Source organism: Paenibacillus aceris (assembly GCF_017874035.1).
GTDB lineage: Bacteria > Bacillota > Bacilli > Paenibacillales > NBRC-103111 > Paenibacillus_E > Paenibacillus_E aceris.
The window spans coordinates 319,785-336,888 of the sequence record NZ_JAGGKV010000005.1 but is presented as its reverse complement, the minus strand read 5'-3'; the positions used below and the strand labels follow the sequence as shown (position 1 = coordinate 336,888).

The window sequence follows — 17,104 nt, the reverse complement described above, 5'->3', positions numbered from 1 at the left end:
CCTCCATATGTACTTGGTTAGCTAACTGCTATATTACTGTTTTTGACTAATCATATTAACGAACATACGAATTGCGCCTGGAACTAGATTTGGAATTTCACGATACCAAACCAGCGAGCTGTATGTGTAAACACCTTTTCCGTAAGGAGCTGATAAGAAAGTACCTGTGAATTCTTGTTCACCAGGATCTCCGTTAGAAATCAGCTCCGTGTACTCATTGCCCCATTCTGCAGGATTATAAGCGGAACGGTCCTGAATCCACGAATCCCAATCTGCGTTTGTAATCTTATTTGGGTAATTGAAGATCGGATGATCCGGGGCCAGCATCGTAACCTTTGAATTCTCATCGGTTACCCGCCATTTAATAAGCGGCTCACCAATCTTAATCGGATATGGCGCAAGCTCAGGCTTCCATTTATCTTCAGGCTTGTGATATTGAACCACGAGGTTCCCGCCGTTCTTCACATAATCTAACAGACGTTGATTACTCGGAATCAGCTCCGGACGGAAAGCATACGCACGAATGCCAAGAACAATCGTGTCGTATTGAGAGAGATCGCCGAATTGGATTGCCTTATCATCCAGCTTCACAACATTAACACCTACTTGACGCAAATATTCATCAATGTTGTCAAAACCGCTTGACACGTATCCAACTTTCAAGTTTTGCGGAACAGCCAAATCGAACGCTTGAATTTTTAGTTCGGCAGGTTGAACCAAATACGTTGTACCGATATGCGGATAGGAAATCACTTGAACGCCTTCATTGCTTTGAACATCTTCATTCTTAGCTACCGCCGTAATCGAGTACTTACCTGTGGCCACCTTGGAGGAGCCTTTGACCGTGAAGGATACGGATTTGGTTTCGCCTTTAGAAGCGAAACTTATCTCTTCTACAGACGGCTCGGCCGTCCAGCCCTCCGGCAAATTCAAAGAAATAGATGCCTTGGAGGCGCCTGGCGTATAATTACGTACTGTAACCTTAACCGGGATCGCCTCATCCGATTTCAATGTATTAAATACAGTTGCACTAGGGCTAAGAGACATCGCATACGCTGGAAGAACTGCAACCGCATTTTGCGGAACTGCTCTAACCGTACTTGATGTATCAAACGCCTTGTATGTAACATCAGCCGTTAGGTTCGGTGCCGCATAAGGCTTGAACTCCGCAGCATCCTTAGGTACGGTCACATTGTACGTAACGGAAACTGTTTGGTTTTTGCCAATAGAATCGAAGGTAACCGGCCCTGCAGCCTTTGTTTCCCACCCTTGTGGAACATTCAAGTTTAGCTGAATGTTTTTAAGGTTTACATTGCCACCGTTGAAGGCAGAAACTACGACTTTGGTCGTTTGCCCGGCTACTAGCTCACCCGTGTCTGGTTTTACTTTAACAACCAGCGAAGTGGCTTCCATACTAGCTTTGTTCAATTGCGCGTCTTTCACGTTCAAACGATAGAACAAATCATCCTTCACGGCTTGATCAAGACTAGAAGACTTCACATCTGCCAAGGCGTTTTGGACATCCTTTTTCATTTCGTGAACTTCCCGAGCAACTTCCGTGAAGTTTGGATACGCCTGAATAACCTCTTCACTGTCTTTTTGCAGCTGCTGTAAGTCCTTCGTTACTTTATTATCTTTGCCTTTGGTTTCAACCTCTTTAGCCAGGTCGGCAAAAGTAAATGCAATGCCATCAAAGAAACTTGCTTCCTTATCATTCGTTTTTACTGTACTCGATTCAAGCGTATAGTAATTACCGGAGGGACCTTCATCTACGACTCTACCCATACCTTGACTCTTATGCATAAAGCGCGATTCCTCACCCAACTGCACATAAGAGGCGCCATAGATGTTGTCATAATCGCCTACTGGAACCATGACGTTATATTTTTTGGCGTCTGCTGGCAAATATAACTTCTTAACCTGCCAAGGCTGCAGACCTTTCTTTAGCTGCTCAGGGAATACTTTCGGGTCAGCGGCATCCTTGTAAGCCCGAACAGTAAGAACGTTAATCGTTCTATGATGGCCATGCGTTGAATCTTCATTAAGGAATGATGGAATGATTACATCCGGACGATCCTCACGAATCTTACGTATCAACCGTTCGTACGCAACGGACTCTCCCCAATGCTGAAGTGTTTCTTCTACACTTTTAGAAAATCCAAAGTCAAAAATCGGATCATTGATTTCTTCGCTAAGCATACCTAGTGTTACGTTAGTGATTTTAGAGGCTTCTTGCAGTTCGCGCGTTCTGATGATTCCCAGGGGATTCCCCAGCTCGCTTCCGATTTCATTTTGCCCGCCCTCGCCACGGTTTGCAATAACACTGAAAGTATTGACGCCTTTGCCAAGAGAAAGATAAGCAAGCACAGCACTGTGCTCGTCATCTGGATGGGCACCGGTATTCATGGCACTTGCAATCGTCGCTAACGGCTTGATCGATTTCCATAGATCTACTACGCCTCGTTCTGCATAAGCAGGACTTGCCATTGCAGGTAAGAGCATACTTCCTGCGATCGCAACGCTCGTCATCATCGATACTAATTTGGGGCTTGATTTCGACTTACCACTCAATTGAACTCCTCCTTTGATCATTCCTATCTCACACGGCAAGAAATGGCCAATTTCCCGCTGTATATCATGACGTGGTTATGAACTCCTAGGTGTTCCCACGATATGACCGAATCTGCTTAAAGATCATCAGTGATCGTCAGAATGCGCTACCTGCTTTATCCCCTGTAATCTTACGCGAAATAAAGAGAACAATGATAATCAGGACGATCTGCAAAACGCCATATGCACAAGCTGTGCCGAATTCGAAAGAGTACATTCTCTGAAATATTTCTACCGAGATGGGAACGGTGCTTGTTTTAAAAAGCAAAATTGAAGCTACGAATTCGCCAATGCCATCCACGAACGCAAGCAGTGTCCCGGCTAGTATGCCGCTAAGCGCCATCGGGAAAACCACGCGCCGGAAGCTGTACCACCAGGTAGCACCCAAATTTCGTGCTGCCTCTTCCGTGGAGGCGTCCATTTGTATCAAGGTAGCGGACGTCGAGCGGAAAACCAGAGGTAAATGGCGAACAAAATAGGCGATAGGCAAAATCCAGAAGGTTCCTACCAATACTTGGTTAAAGCTGAATATTGACGGCGTACTGAATGCAGCTATCAGATTAATACCTACAACTGTACCTGGCAGCGCCCAGGGAAGCATAATAAAAATGTCCATTAACGATTTTCCTTTGAATTTCAAACGAACCATCGCGTAAGCAGCCGCTACGCCAAATATGACATTGCCTAATGTGGCAATGGAGCTCATTTTGAAACTGTTAACCACCGGACGCCACGTTTTGCTATCAGTAAAAAGCTCCACATAGTGCTTAAAGGTGTATTCCGGGGGTAAAATTTGCGTAGTCCATTTCCCATCTGCGGAAAAAGAGATAAGAATGATCACGAAAATCGGCAGAAGCAGGACAATGACACCGAGGAAAGATAGCAGCATCGCCAAATATCGGCCCCACACCGTTTTCACCTCGGTCCTGTGCACAGAGACACCTTTACTCATATTTTGATAATTACGAAGACTTTGGTACCAACGCATTAAAATCAAAAACAAAATGGAGACGAACGATAAAATTGTCGATTGCGTCGCAGCCATATCCAGATTGCCATTTGTACGCGACAAGTAAATCTGCATCGTCATAGTCCGTTCTATTCCAAAGATGAGAGGTGCCGTATAAGAGGCCATCGAAACCATGAAAACCAATAGAGATGAAGCGATAATGGCCGGTGTCAGCATCGGAATAATAACTCGCCGCCAAATATATAATCTTCCGGCTCCAAGACTGGATGCCGCTTCCTCCAGGGATGGATCCAAGCCTCTGATAGCGGACGAAGCGGTCATGTAGAAATACGTATACATGGTAAACGTATGGACAACGAGCACTCCCCACACCCCTTTAAGCGAAAAAGGGACGTGATCCAAGTGAAGCAGAAGTTTCAGGGCTCGGGGAATGATCCCGCTCTCGCTATATAAAAACGTAAAGGACAGCACACCGATTAACGGGGGCAAAGCCATTGGAACCATAACGAGTACGGCTAATATTTTCCGCCCTGGGAATTCATAGCGCTCAAGCAAGAAAGCCATGGTGATACCGACGAGTGCGCACGTTATCACACTAAGAACCGATAAATAAATGCTGGTCCATAGGGCTTCCAGGTTTGCAGTATGCTCCAAGCTAAAGAACTTGGCGTAGCTTTTCATCGAAAACTGCCCATCCACTACGGCACTTTGTAGAAAGGTCTGACATAAGGGAAATAGCACGTAAGCCAGTAATACAAGAAACAGCGGTGCTACTAGTACATAAACGAAATTAGGTGAATGTACGATCGAACGTTTACGAGTGACAGGCTGTGTATAGGATTGCATTTCAGATTTCATTATCGGATCCCTCGTCTACCCCAGCAGGTATACGCTTTCTTTGGGAATATATATATACAACTCGTCCCCACGCTGCTGGACCTGTGTTTTGTGATTGACAAACATGGCTTTCAGCGAAAGCGCCTGCACCTGAAGCAAATAATTGACGCTGATGCCCGTAAATTCTGAAATCATCACCTTACCGACCACCGCATTCGTTCGAAGCTGCTCCTCCGGCAGTGCTTCACGAACTGACTCAGGACGTATAGAAACAGTCATTTTTGTCCCAACTGTCAATGTTGTGTTCGGTGAACAATTACGGGCTAAAGCCGTTAGCACGAGGCTAGGGGCCACTCGGATTTTGACTTCCTCCCCACGGATCTCTTCAATAACGCCTTCCCACAAATTCGACTCACCGATGAACGAAGCTACGAACCGATTAACCGGGCGGTGATATACTTCCTCGGGTGTCCCGATTTGCTGGACGACACCGCCGTGCATGACCATAATGCGGTCTGACATCGACATCGCTTCCGCTTGATCATGAGTCACGTAGATCGTAGTTATTCCAAGCTCAATCTGCAGACGCTTGATCTCTAAACGTGTTTCTTCTCTAAGCTTAGCGTCTAGGTTGGACAAGGGTTCATCCAATAGTAATATTTTGGGTTCAATCACGAGGGCTCTTGCTAGAGCAACACGCTGCTGCTGTCCGCCTGACAATTGGTCAATTCGTCTATGTCCGAAATCACCCAGATGTACCTGTCCTAATGCTCGCTCTACCTTCTCGGTGATTTCCGCTTTAGACTTTTTTCTAACCTCCAGGCCGAACGCTACATTTTCAAATACGGTCAAATGCGGAAAAAGCGCATAGTTTTGAAATACCATCCCTGTATTACGTTTATTCGGAGGCAGGATCGTAACATCTTCATGCCCGAAGACAATGCGTCCGGCGCTCGGATAATAGAATCCGGCGATCATCCGAAGCGTCGTTGTTTTCCCGCATCCGCTCGGACCAAGAAAAGTGAAAAATTCTCCTGGTTTAATTCTGATATCTACATTTTGGACACCTTTCACTTTGCCGAACTCTTTGCTTACCTGTTCCAAAGCCACATCAATCAAGCGGGCTACCTCCCTTGTTGTAATCGTGGCGGAGGGTATCCTCCGCCATCAAATCTGATTTATTTGCCGCCTTTACCTCTGATGTTTTCGTCCCAGTACTGCATCCAGTCTTTTTCCTTGTTAGCCATAACTGTCCAATCCAACTGCATAGGCTTCAATTCAACACCCTTCAACCAAGCTGGAAGCGTATCTTTGCTGATATCCGTTCTGGTAGGAATTTGGAATAGTTTCTCGGCTAATTCCACTCGCAACTTGGAGTCAAATAGGAATTCATAAAACTTCTTGGCTGCGTCCATGTTTTTTGCACCTTTAACAATACCTACACCGTCTACCAGAATCGGCGCACCGCTTTTCGGATAAATAAAGTCAAATGGCTGTTTCTGCAATTCCTTCTGAATCATGATATCCTGCATGTTCCAAAGAGACAGAGTTCCTTCTTCACGCGCCAGCTTCAAATATAAGTTTGTAGGATCCTGTGCATATTCTTTCGTATTCGCATCCAGCTTTTTCAGCCAGTCATAGCCTTTCTTCGGATCTGTAGCTCCACCTTCTTTAAACACCATTGCTGAGTAAATTGTTCTCATCGTACCGGAAGCGAGAACACCGCGAATGATGATCTTTCCTTTGTATTTAGCATCAAGCAGGTCATCCCAATCCTGAGGAGCATCTTCCTTTTTCAGCGCTTTAGAGTTATACATAATAACTTCAGGAAGCAGCATTTCGCCGTACCAGCGGTCCTTCGCATCCTTATAGAGCGCTGGTATGCTGTCGCCGAAGCTAGGTTTGAAGCTTTCGAGGAGTCCTTCATCTGCCGCTGTCATGAGTGAGGACTGGGTTCCACCCCACCAGAAATCCGCTTGCGGATTAGCCTTCTCTCCACGGACACGTTCCATGATTTGCTGAGCGCCCATGGTAAGCACTTCAACATCAACATTTGGATTTTTCTCTTTAAACTTTGGAATTATCTCATCCACAACGTTTTTATCTCTAGCCGTGTAAATAACGAGCTTTTGCTTTTCTGTGGACTTCGGAGCTTCTGCAGGTTTAACTGATTCTGCCGGTTTATCTGTCTGTTTGGCTGCTTGCCCACCGCTAGGAGTCGCGCTCCCACACGCTGTAACCGCTGTCATAACGGTGCAAAGAAGCATGCCGGTAACCCATTTCGATACGTTCCCCTTTATCATTCTCATTGTTTAAATTCCTCCACTAAATTATTTTTGGTGATCCGTTATGTATGTTTATGAAAGGGCTTCCAAGACAATTTGAATTGCTCCAATAATTCCTGCTTTAATACCTAAAGCTGCAACTTTGACAGGTGGCACGAAGGGAACCCATTCAGCTAGAAGCCCATTTAACTTCTTTATCCCCTGTTCGCCGATGTTGACCATTTCTCCGTTAATGATTAATAGCTCTGGATCCAGCACACTAATCATATTGACCATGCCATGTGCCCAGTGAACGTAAATGTCTTCCAAAAACTGCTCCGCTTTACGATTTCCGGCCTCCGATTGCCTCATAAGTTCGGTGATTACACTCGTATCTTCGTTCCAGCCTGTCAGAATCAGCCTTGCTTTTTCGATGATGCCAGAAACCGAATAATTTCTTTCGAATACGCCATATTCACCGCGTCGGGTTCGTCCGACAGGCCCAATCATCATATAGCCGATCTCGCCAGCAGCTTCACGAAAGCCTCGATAAAATTGACCGTCAATAATAATTCCTGCACCGATTCCTGTACCTACATACATATGAACTTGATTACGAACACCAAAGCCAATCCCCTGATGAAACTCACCAATCGTCATTAAATTAACATCATTATCGATAAATACCGGAATGTTCAATCTTTCTTCCATTTCTTGCTGAACAGGCAGCCCCATCCAACCTGTGCTTGGCGCATAACTAATCGTTCCGTCCGTGCGTTGCGTGATTCCCGGAAGTCCGATCCCAATCCCTAGAAGACGGTCTTTATCAAATCCGCTTTGCTTCAGAAGGGCATCCACACCTACTTCCAGCGCCCGGATCGCCGTCTCCCCGTTGGTCGGCTGAGATAAACGGGTCCCATAATTGAAGAGCAGTTCACCGCTAAGATCCGCTATGGACATATGGAGGGTGCTACCCTCAAATACAGCGCCAATCACACCTTTAGCTCTAAAATTGTACTCAAGTAAAATCGGTTTTCTTCCTCCTTTGGATTCACCGATGCCGACCTCGTTGATGAGGCCTTCTCGAATCATTTCATCCACTAGAGAGGAAACGCACGGACGACTTAATTCAGTAAGTTTAGCCAGATCCGCCCGGGAAACTCGCTTGTATTCTCTGAGCCGACTTATAAGCAGATGTCGATTCATTTGTTTAACTAGCTTGGTATTTCCAGTTTGACCGCGTCCAAGCACTTTTTCACCCCCTTTGATAGTAAAGATGACTAACAAAGTGTCTTGATACAAATTCTAAGACCGAAGGGAATATTTGTCAACAAATTTTCTGGATATATTTTCCTTCACTTTTCGACTGTTTCTCTTTCACGAGACCCCAAAGTTATAGTCTGTATAACCTATATCATGTTAACTATCGAAATCTCTCAGATGGCCACGGTTCTACCCGAACACGTAGTTTGTTCATGTAGATATTAGGCCCTTCTCGTTCTGATTGATCGGTTTTTGTCGTTTCACATTCGACATAAAAGACAAATAGGCAAATGGTACAATTCAAGTTATACAGGCTTCATAAGCCCATTGGACTAATGACATATGCAGCCTTAGCCTTGGTGCCACCATTATATTGTAAATAAAAAGGAAGAGGCCTCCGAACGATTCGGCAGCCTTTTGTTTTCATCAAAATTCTTTCCAGTATGACATAAGCTTGTTCTCATAGGATTACCGAACAACCTTCAGCCGGTTTCAAAATCTTTTTAACCAGTCCATAATTGTATCGACTGCTTCCACATATCTCTGCCCTACGAGCACACCGGTATGAGTTGTGTTCCAAAGCCCTGTATATGCAGCATGGAGGTGCTCCGCTGTCACCCTACCCCGACGGTCGTCATCATCACAGTTTACTGCTTTGATAACCAAGCACGGGCAAGAAATTGAACTGCTGTCTATGGATATCCCCTTTGTTTCGATTGAAAAAGAAAAAGCGCTAAATGCCTTTGATGACTCCATTGTCAGATACTTTTTTTGAAATTCAATGTCATCTGCTGTTTCATCTATGCTTGAAAGCTCTTCACGGACTGGGGCAGGCAATATTAGACCTGTTGTCATCTGGGCTAATTCTTTATAGGGTACCACTTCATAAACCTCTTTGCTTATGACTGAATCGATCAACACCAACCCTGCGATCTCGGCGGTTTCAGCCAACTTCTGGCTCAAGATCCCCCCCATGCTAAATCCGATAAGAATCGGAGAAACACCACACTCAGCGATAACCTCTTTAATATCCTCCAAATAATCATCGAAAGTGATCTTCGTCATATCCAGCAGCCTGCTTTTGTAGTGACTTCTCAAGTTCATGACATAGCATTTCCACCCTGCACTCATAAAGTGAGGAATGTATTTGCTCCACATCCAACTTCCTGTGTAGGAACCGTGTATAAAAATCAATGGGGGCCTTTTTTCAGTTGATTTCAGGTGGTTCTTCCCCTCGAATATCTCCAGAAACAAATCGTTTTCCCCAATGTATTTCTCTGTATGATCGGGCAATTCTTTCGTAAAATCTCTCACATGATTTCCTCCCCGCTCATTTAATTTGACATCAAACTATTTGTTGAAAAAAAATTAAAAGTTGCCATAAATCTTTTTTAAAATGTTAATCAGATCTTCTTTTTCTTTTTCAGAGATGTTTAAGTAAAATAAGTCTAACATTTCTTTGGATATTGATTCAAAGATCGGTTTCAGTTCATTCCCTTGTTGGGTTAAAGCAACATAAACAACCCTATTGTCCTCTCTGTCCCTTTCCTTTGTTACATATCCGTGCCGGATTAACTTGTCAACAAGTGCTGTGACTGTAGATTTATCCTTATTAATCCCTTTTGAAATGTCCGCCATAGTGAGTCTGGGCTTCTTAAATAGCGCATAGATGATATCACCATGCGAAGTGCCAATACCTTCTATCCCATACTTCACCATCTCTGCTACAATAAACCGATTAACTTTCTCTCTAATTTTGGAAATCAATGAAATAGCATCTCTATTTTGCATAATCTCATTATAGTTTGATATCAAACCAATGTCAATGTATGTAAACTAATTAAAAAAAAGAAAAGCACCCAAATTATTTGTGCTTTTCTTTCACGATTCAAATGATTGCTGTAAATCTTCGATTTTATTATTTCATAGTTGCTTTATAAGCATCGAATTGCTTTTGCATCTCTGCGATAACCTTATCCGAACCGGCAGCTTTCAATTTTGCGATCGCCTTGGGCAAAAACTCATCCGGATCAACGGATCCTGTAGTGAGTGGCGCTTTAATCTCAGCGGATATGTTCGTAATTGCAGCGATCTCATTCTGAACCGGCGTTGGATCGAAGGTAAATCCTACGAGAGGTGATACGATGGAAGAGTCATTGAACTTCTGGAATTGATCCCATTTGTCGCTCGGATCGTCTTCGGTCAAGTAAGTCTGGAAGCCGTTACCGAACATATACCAGGCTGGTTTCCAGCCCTCTTTGAATGCCGGCAGCAATTTGATAACATTATTGGAACGAGCCACTTTCGTATAATGAGTGCCTTCAATCCCATAAACGAACAAGTTGTGCAGGAACACATCCCCGTGCAACAAATTAATAAACATCATAGCTCTCTCCGGATCCTGAGAAGTTGTCGGGATCGACAGCATCGAGCCTTCGATGGACGAAGTGTTAACGACAGGTTTTTCAATTGGCGCATACGATACTTTCAGCCCTGTATTATTCGACCAAATCACATCAGCCGCCGGAATTCCGATCATGAGACCAGCTAACCATTTTCCAGCCTGATCCTCACCCGCCGGGCGTTTATAAGTTGCTACGTCCGGGCGAACATATCCCGCCTTGTAAAATTCACGCGCTTGGGCAAGCGCCTTTTTGGATTCAGGCGTTTCCCACATATCGACGATTTTTCCATCTGTCGCCTTAGGCTCATACACCATACCAAATGGGACAGCATCATTTAGAACATAGTCGAATGGGACATACCAAGCTACTCGAGAGTTCGGTTCTATTGCGTTCATCGTAGGATCTTTCTCTTTCATTTGCTTAAGAGCAGAACCCAAGCCCATAATCGAATTAACCGATGAAACATCGATACCTTGTTTTTTAGCTAGATCTGTATTAATACGCCAGCCATATTGGGAAGCAATTTCCTTTGGATTCTGAATGGCATAGTTTTTCCCGTTAATCTTCGTCAATTCAAGGAACCTGCTGTACATTGACTTCTGCGCGTCTGGCCCATATTTGCTTAGCAGATCATTAACAGGTGTCAGAGCTCCCTTGGAAGCCAGAGAAGAATAATATCCATTATCCGTGAAGAGTACGTCAATTTTCTGACCGGATGCCAGCAAAACCGGAATTTTCGTGCTTATATCTCCAAAAGGGACGAAGTTAAGCTTTACTGTAGCGTTAATCTTCTTCTGAAGATATTTGTTGATTTCCTTCTCAACAAGCTCTGTATCCCTAGGTGAACTACCGCCAAAATAAAGCTGCAGTTCATAAGGCTTCAATGCACTTGCATCTGCTGGTTTTACAGTTGTCATCTCAGCTGTGCCTCCCGCAGACGGACTTGGTGCTGTTTCATCACCATTGCCGCAAGCGCTTAGAATGGATGTTACGATCAACATTGGAGCTAAAATTCGGCAAATCCGCTTCTGTTTGCTCAAATTCATGGAAATGACCTCCTTTTTTGGTGTGAAATCATTATTTTAATGTACGGCTGCGTGATGCAACCAGTACGTTACATCCTATCCTTTAACGGAACCTACCGTTAAACCCTTGATAAAGAAGCGCTGAAAAAAAGGATACGCTAAGACAATGGGCAGCGTTGCGACGACCACCATGGCCATTCGGGTCGATTCCTGCGGCAATTCTTCCGCAACTGCGATCGCGTTTAGCGTGTTTGTATTATCAAGCAAATACTGCAAGTTGTTCTGGATTTTAATAAGCAAATATTGAAGCGTCATCAAGTTCGGTTTATCAATAAACAGCATGGCGTTGAACCAGTCGTTCCAATAACCTAATGCGCTGAATAATCCAATCGTTGCAATACCAGGAAGCGAAATGGGCAGCACCGTTTTTAACAAAATCGTGAATTCACCTGCACCATCAATCCTTGCCGCTTCAATCATCCCTTCAGAGATGGTCGTCTTGTAGAAGGTTCGCATGACAATGATATAGAAGGTGTTAACACTAAGGGGGAGGATCAGCGCCCAAATCGTATCTTTTAAGTGAAGTAATTGTGTGATGACCATATAGAAAGGGACAATTCCTGCCTGAAACAGCATCGTGAAGAACGCAAGGAAGGTAAAGAAATGACGGTAAGCAAATTCTGGTCTAGAAATCGCATAGGCGTATGGCAGAATGAACAGCAGACTTGAGATGACGCCGATCACGGTCACGAGAAATGTAATGAAAAATGAATTCAACATTTCACCGGAATCCTTGAACAAATAAGTATAGGAGGAAACACTCAATTGCTGTGGCCAGAAGCTATAGCCGTTTAAACCCAGCATCTTTTCACTGGTCAACGAAATCACGATCGTAAAGACGAGGGGGGTTATACAGGTCAGAACGAGCAAAATGATGATCATATTCCAGAAGATGTTCCATCCTCGCGAAAAAGCCTCATGATTGGTTACGTTCGTGGTTGGCATGTAAGAATCCCCTTTCAATTAAAATAAAGCATCTTCTTTGCTGATTCTTCGAACCACGTAATTGGCGGCCAAAACCAAGATACATCCTACAACGGATTGATACAGCCCTGCGGCCGCGCTCATACTAAACATTCCCATTTCCTTCATGCTTCGATATACATAGGTATCGATCACGTTCGTGACAGGGAATAAAACACCCGATTCTCGAGGCACTTGATAGAACAATCCGAAATCAGAGCTGAAAATATGCCCTACAGCAAGAATAGTTAGAACAATCATAAGCGGCTTCAAGTGGGGGATCGTTACATTTATGATCTGCTGCCATTTATTCGCGCCATCGATGACGGCTGCTTCGTAATACGTTCTGTCGATACCTGCAATGGCTGCTATATAAATGACACTGGAATATCCAATTGTTTTCCACACTTGCGCGAAGGTCAAGATAAAAGGCCAATATGCCTGCTCGTTATACCACATTTTAGACTGCAACCCAAGAGATATAAGAATATTGTTGATAATCCCTTTATCCATGCTCAGAAAAGTAAATGCGAAATAACTAACAACGACCCAGGAAAGAAAGTGCGGAAGCATAATACCGGTTTGATAAAACTTGGACATACGCTTATTTCTTAGTCCATTTACAATAACCGCAATAGTAACCGGGAAAACAAGTCCCAGTACGATAAAAACTAAATTGTACAGCACTGTGTTACGAGTAATAATAAAAGCGTCATTCGTCTGGAACAAAAATTTAAAGTTGTCGAATCCTACCCACTTCGCATGCCATATCCCGTGAAACAATCCTTTGCTATCAAACCTGAATTGCTGAAAAGCGATCAAATTCCCGTAGATGGGCAAGTATTTCATGACGAGAAGCCATATCGTTCCTGGCAGTACCATCAATAAAAAAGCCCTATTCCTCAATAACGACTTCCATGCCGATTGCATCTGTCCATTCCCCTCTTCCCTATCTAAGCAGCCTACGTTTTTGCTGTTGAGTAAAACCCTTCAGGATGATGCTTTCATTATCCTACGTCATCTTACTTTCAGAAAGTGGAATAATCTAATACGAACCGTTAGATTCAAATAAACTTTTTGTAAAAACAAAAAAACGACGCCGTATTTTACGGACGCCGGCATATTTAGAAATTTGACTGATGAAGATTACGGAAATGAGTAGGCGATACTTCGACCAATTTGGTAAACAGTTTATAGAAATAATTCGAATCCGTATACCCGATTTTTCTGGCAATTTCATTTGCTTTCAGATCCGAGTTTAAAAGCAGCTCCTTGGCGATCTGAATCCGATATTGGTTGATATAATTTGTGAAGCCGATACCCATTTCTTTTTTAAATAGTTGGCCCAAATAAATCGGATGAACATGATAACGATTGCCCAATGTTTTCAGCGACAGCTCCGATTCATAATTCGCATGAATATCCGATACCATTTTGCGTATAATCGGACTCAAATTCTTGTCTGTGAAGTGAATGGCTTCCAGACGCGTATCGACGTATTTCAAGACAAAATGACGGATTTGTTCTAAGTTTCGGAATCTGAAAAGCTGAGTGAACGTCTCCATGAAATGATTCATACCGACTTGTTTGCCGATAACGATCAGCAGGTCCATCGCAACATCCTGTATATCCGCTAGCGAGATGTCTTTTTGCTCCTTAATCCGGTTAAAAGAGTCATCGATCCATCTTCCTATCCCTTCCCGATCACGCTTAGCGAGCAAAGAGGTAAAAGCAAGACGATCCTGTAGCAGTTCAATATTCGGTTTCCAGGAGTATGGCTTGTCGCCGTCTAGTATCATGGCATCATCTTGAATAGAGCTGCGCATCTGCTGCTCCTGGGCCTTACGGTAACTCTCAGGCACATCGGCATAGTTTTGGACAGTAGGCCCAATAGAGAACCTCATGCCCACCTGCCACCTTTCCATAATAACCTTATGAAGCTCTTGCAGCTCTCGATAAAGAACATCGCGTTTCAAGGTGCCACCAGCATCTGAGAATAGAATAACAATATCGGCCTCCTGGTTGATGAACCACATGTTCGTGTAAGAGAAGAAGGCCTTGGCAAATAACACTTGCACCTCATTGAATAGCTCTGCTATCATTTCGTTGCGAACTTCCTGTGAGAAGGCTTCACCTTCTGGTTCAGTCCTTAGAAGACTACTCATTACAACCGCATAGGATCTTTCATCAAGTGAAAGGTCGATCATTTCAGCTCGATTCTTCAGTTCAGACATCGAAATCGACTGACTCATCCAACGATTCAGCACATTATTGCGTAAGACTTGCTTCTCTTCAGCGGATCGGTTTCTGCGAAGTCCATCTTGCTCCAGTTTCTGTACAGCAGCTTCGAGCGTAGCCTCCAGTTCTTTGACATCAATCGGCTTGATCAAATAATTCTCAATTCCGAGACGGATGCCTTCCTTCACATATTGAAAATCGTCATATCCGCTGAGTACAATAAATTTGGCGTTTGAATCTAAGGATTTTACGGTTTCTATAAGCTGCAGTCCACTGATACCCTGCATGCAAATATCCGTGATGATGATATCTACGGGATCTTCCAGAAATCGTTCGATCGCTTCCTCGCCGCTTTCAGCCTGGGATAAAATTCGCAGCCCATGACGTTTCCAGTCGATAATCGCATGCATGCCTTTCAGAATAAGCGGTTCATCGTCGACAATCATTACTTTATACATAGTCCTCTTACTCCTTGTTGATATAAGGGATTTTCATCGTTATTGCTGTTCCCGTCCCGCTTGTGCTCTCGATACCAATACCATATGCTTCACCGTACAACATTTGCAGCCTCATGTTCACGTTATGAAGTCCGATCGATTCCGTCTCCGCTTCAAGCTCGATTCTCGCCTTCAATAACTCGCGCAGCTTGATCAGTTTGGACTCCGGAATTCCTTTGCCATTGTCCTTAACTTCGATCACCATGACACCGGAATCTATAGCTCCTATAACATGAATCCAGTTATCCCTGCGATCCGTTCGAAAACCATGCAGCACGTAATTTTCGACGATCGGTTGAACGGAAAGCTTCAAAATTTCTTGCTGTTCGATTTCTGAAGCAATGTCAAACTGAACCTTCAGACGATCCGGATAACGAAACTGGAATAACTCCAGGTACAAGCGGCAGCGCTCAATCTCATCAGTGACTTTAACAACCATTGCGCTTTTCATCGAGGTGCGGAATAACGTAGCTAGCAGATAAATCATATGACCAACTTCAGGCGCTCCTTGCGCAACCGCGTTCATCCTGATCGCCTCTAGTGTGTTGTACAGAAAATGAGGATTAATCTTCATTTGCATCGCTACAATTTCCGCATTCTTCTGTTTGATCTCAGAGATATATTCCTTCTCAATATGATGGTTTACTCGTTCAATCAGCTTATTGAAGTTAGTCGCTATCTGGTATAGCTCATCTCCTTCGGTTAGCGGAATTCGCACATTCCTTTGACTGATATCCAGATTCTCCATCGCTCTTACGATCACCTTGGTACGTTTCGAGAATCTTTGTATCAATGTACTCGTAAGAATAACAGAAGCCAAAATAAATACGAGTGTAAGAAACGTTATCCACCTTTTAACCCCCTTCGTATCGGTACTTAGCTCTTCAGGCGATACGACCTGCGCGACCATCACACCGGCCTTGTTATTCATAGATACCGTCGCGTACAAATCCTGCCCGGAGACCAACACTCTATCAGATAAGTCCTTGTCCATTAAATTCGTTACAGGAAATTTGCGGCCGTACCACGTACTGGAAGAATCGTAAATGACATCGCCTTCTCGGGTCGTTACCAGAAGATTTCCTTTCAATTCGTCCTGAATGCGCGCGTTGGGCTCTATCATCGCATTGGATCGGAACAAGATCATCATGTTGCTTAGAAGCTCCAAGGTTTTCGGATTCTTCAGTTCGGCAGCAACCGCGTATAGCGGCTCGTGCGTTCCATTCTTATCAGCAGGGATAGGATAAATCTGGCTTTGGTCAGAACCCCCTCCTCCTTGAAAAGGAATCTTATATCCCGTCTCTTCTGGTGAAATAATCTCCAACGAGAATTGATCTTTAACCCGATAAAATTCTCCATTCTGTCCCGAGAAAATGATCGATTCGATATTGAACCCGCTATTAAAAAAGGTAGAAAGCTCTTTCAGCGAATTCGTGAACGACGAATCGGCGCTGAGAAATTGATTTAAAGTGTAATTTAAATATTCAGAGTACCCCTTCTTGAGCAAAATCGAAAAATTCTGAAGGAAATAATCATTGGAGTTAAGGCTCTGCACGATCATTCTGGAAGCATCAATACGTTGATCAATATAAGCACTTACATTCGAGACTGCCTCGCGTTCCCGCGCTGCCTCCTTGTTCATCATATATTGCGAGAAATATTGATAAATAAAAAAAGACAAAGCAACCAGCGTGAGTATCACAATTAGCGAGTAGATCATGAGAATCTTATTAAACATCTTCTGGGCAAAATATTTCTGATATCCCTCTGTGAGCCTCTTTTTAAATTTTCGCATCATGTTAGTCTCCTACCAAAAGTTCAGCCTATCATACTTTTCCCTTTTAAAAAGATTCTCCACGTTTGAGGTATTCGACGAGTGATTAAGCTATCCTCCCCATTACTTTAATAATCAAAAGACGCCTTATCACTCATGAAAAAAAGCCCCAGAGTAATTTTGGGGTTTAATTGAGTA

At 43.7% G+C, this 17,104-nt stretch carries 12 protein-coding genes; all 12 read right to left on the bottom strand.

Going from position 1 to position 17,104, the window contains the following annotated elements; translation table 11 throughout:
• Positions 1 to 33: 33 nt before the first annotated feature.
• Positions 34 to 2,532, bottom strand: a complete 2,499-nt coding sequence (locus tag J2Z65_RS12300; protein ID WP_240159733.1) for an NEW3 domain-containing protein — start codon at positions 2,530 to 2,532, stop codon at positions 34 to 36.
• A 175-nt stretch (positions 2,533 to 2,707) separates the two neighbouring features.
• Positions 2,708 to 4,438 carry an ABC transporter permease gene (locus J2Z65_RS12295; protein ID WP_167058897.1) on the bottom strand — a complete coding sequence of 577 codons (1,731 nt, stop codon included), beginning with the start codon at positions 4,436 to 4,438 and terminating at the stop codon, positions 2,708 to 2,710.
• A gap of 15 nt (positions 4,439 to 4,453) precedes the next feature.
• Positions 4,454 to 5,536, bottom strand: a complete 1,083-nt coding sequence (locus J2Z65_RS12290; RefSeq protein WP_167058901.1) for an ABC transporter ATP-binding protein — start codon at positions 5,534 to 5,536, stop codon at positions 4,454 to 4,456.
• A 59-nt stretch (positions 5,537 to 5,595) separates the two neighbouring features.
• Positions 5,596 to 6,726: an extracellular solute-binding protein gene (locus J2Z65_RS12285; protein ID WP_240159722.1), complete on the bottom strand. Its 1,131-nt coding sequence runs from the start codon at positions 6,724 to 6,726 to the stop codon at positions 5,596 to 5,598.
• Between the two features lie 48 nt (positions 6,727 to 6,774).
• The gene (locus tag J2Z65_RS12280; RefSeq protein ID WP_167058904.1) at positions 6,775 to 7,932 is read right to left on the bottom strand and encodes an ROK family protein; all 1,158 of its coding nucleotides are present in this window, start codon (positions 7,930 to 7,932) and stop codon (positions 6,775 to 6,777) included.
• Between the two features lie 504 nt (positions 7,933 to 8,436).
• Positions 8,437 to 9,258, bottom strand: coding sequence for an alpha/beta fold hydrolase (locus J2Z65_RS12275; protein WP_167058907.1), 822 nt, complete (start codon positions 9,256 to 9,258; stop codon positions 8,437 to 8,439).
• A gap of 54 nt (positions 9,259 to 9,312) precedes the next feature.
• The gene (locus tag J2Z65_RS12270) at positions 9,313 to 9,735 is read right to left on the bottom strand and encodes a MarR family winged helix-turn-helix transcriptional regulator (RefSeq protein ID WP_167058910.1); all 423 of its coding nucleotides are present in this window, start codon (positions 9,733 to 9,735) and stop codon (positions 9,313 to 9,315) included.
• A 127-nt stretch (positions 9,736 to 9,862) separates the two neighbouring features.
• Positions 9,863 to 11,395, bottom strand: a complete 1,533-nt coding sequence (locus tag J2Z65_RS12265) for an ABC transporter substrate-binding protein (RefSeq protein ID WP_167058913.1) — start codon at positions 11,393 to 11,395, stop codon at positions 9,863 to 9,865.
• A gap of 75 nt (positions 11,396 to 11,470) precedes the next feature.
• Positions 11,471 to 12,379, bottom strand: coding sequence for a carbohydrate ABC transporter permease (locus tag J2Z65_RS12260; RefSeq protein WP_167058916.1), 909 nt, complete (start codon positions 12,377 to 12,379; stop codon positions 11,471 to 11,473).
• Between the two features lie 18 nt (positions 12,380 to 12,397).
• Complete coding sequence (locus J2Z65_RS12255; protein ID WP_167058919.1) at positions 12,398 to 13,327, bottom strand: ABC transporter permease; 930 nt, start codon at positions 13,325 to 13,327, stop codon at positions 12,398 to 12,400.
• A gap of 194 nt (positions 13,328 to 13,521) precedes the next feature.
• On the bottom strand, positions 13,522 to 15,093 hold the full coding sequence (locus tag J2Z65_RS12250) for a response regulator transcription factor (protein WP_167058922.1): 1,572 nt from the start codon (positions 15,091 to 15,093) through the stop codon (positions 13,522 to 13,524).
• A gap of 7 nt (positions 15,094 to 15,100) precedes the next feature.
• Complete coding sequence (locus J2Z65_RS12245; protein ID WP_209855869.1) at positions 15,101 to 16,930, bottom strand: sensor histidine kinase; 1,830 nt, start codon at positions 16,928 to 16,930, stop codon at positions 15,101 to 15,103.
• Positions 16,931 to 17,104: the final 174 nt, after the last annotated feature.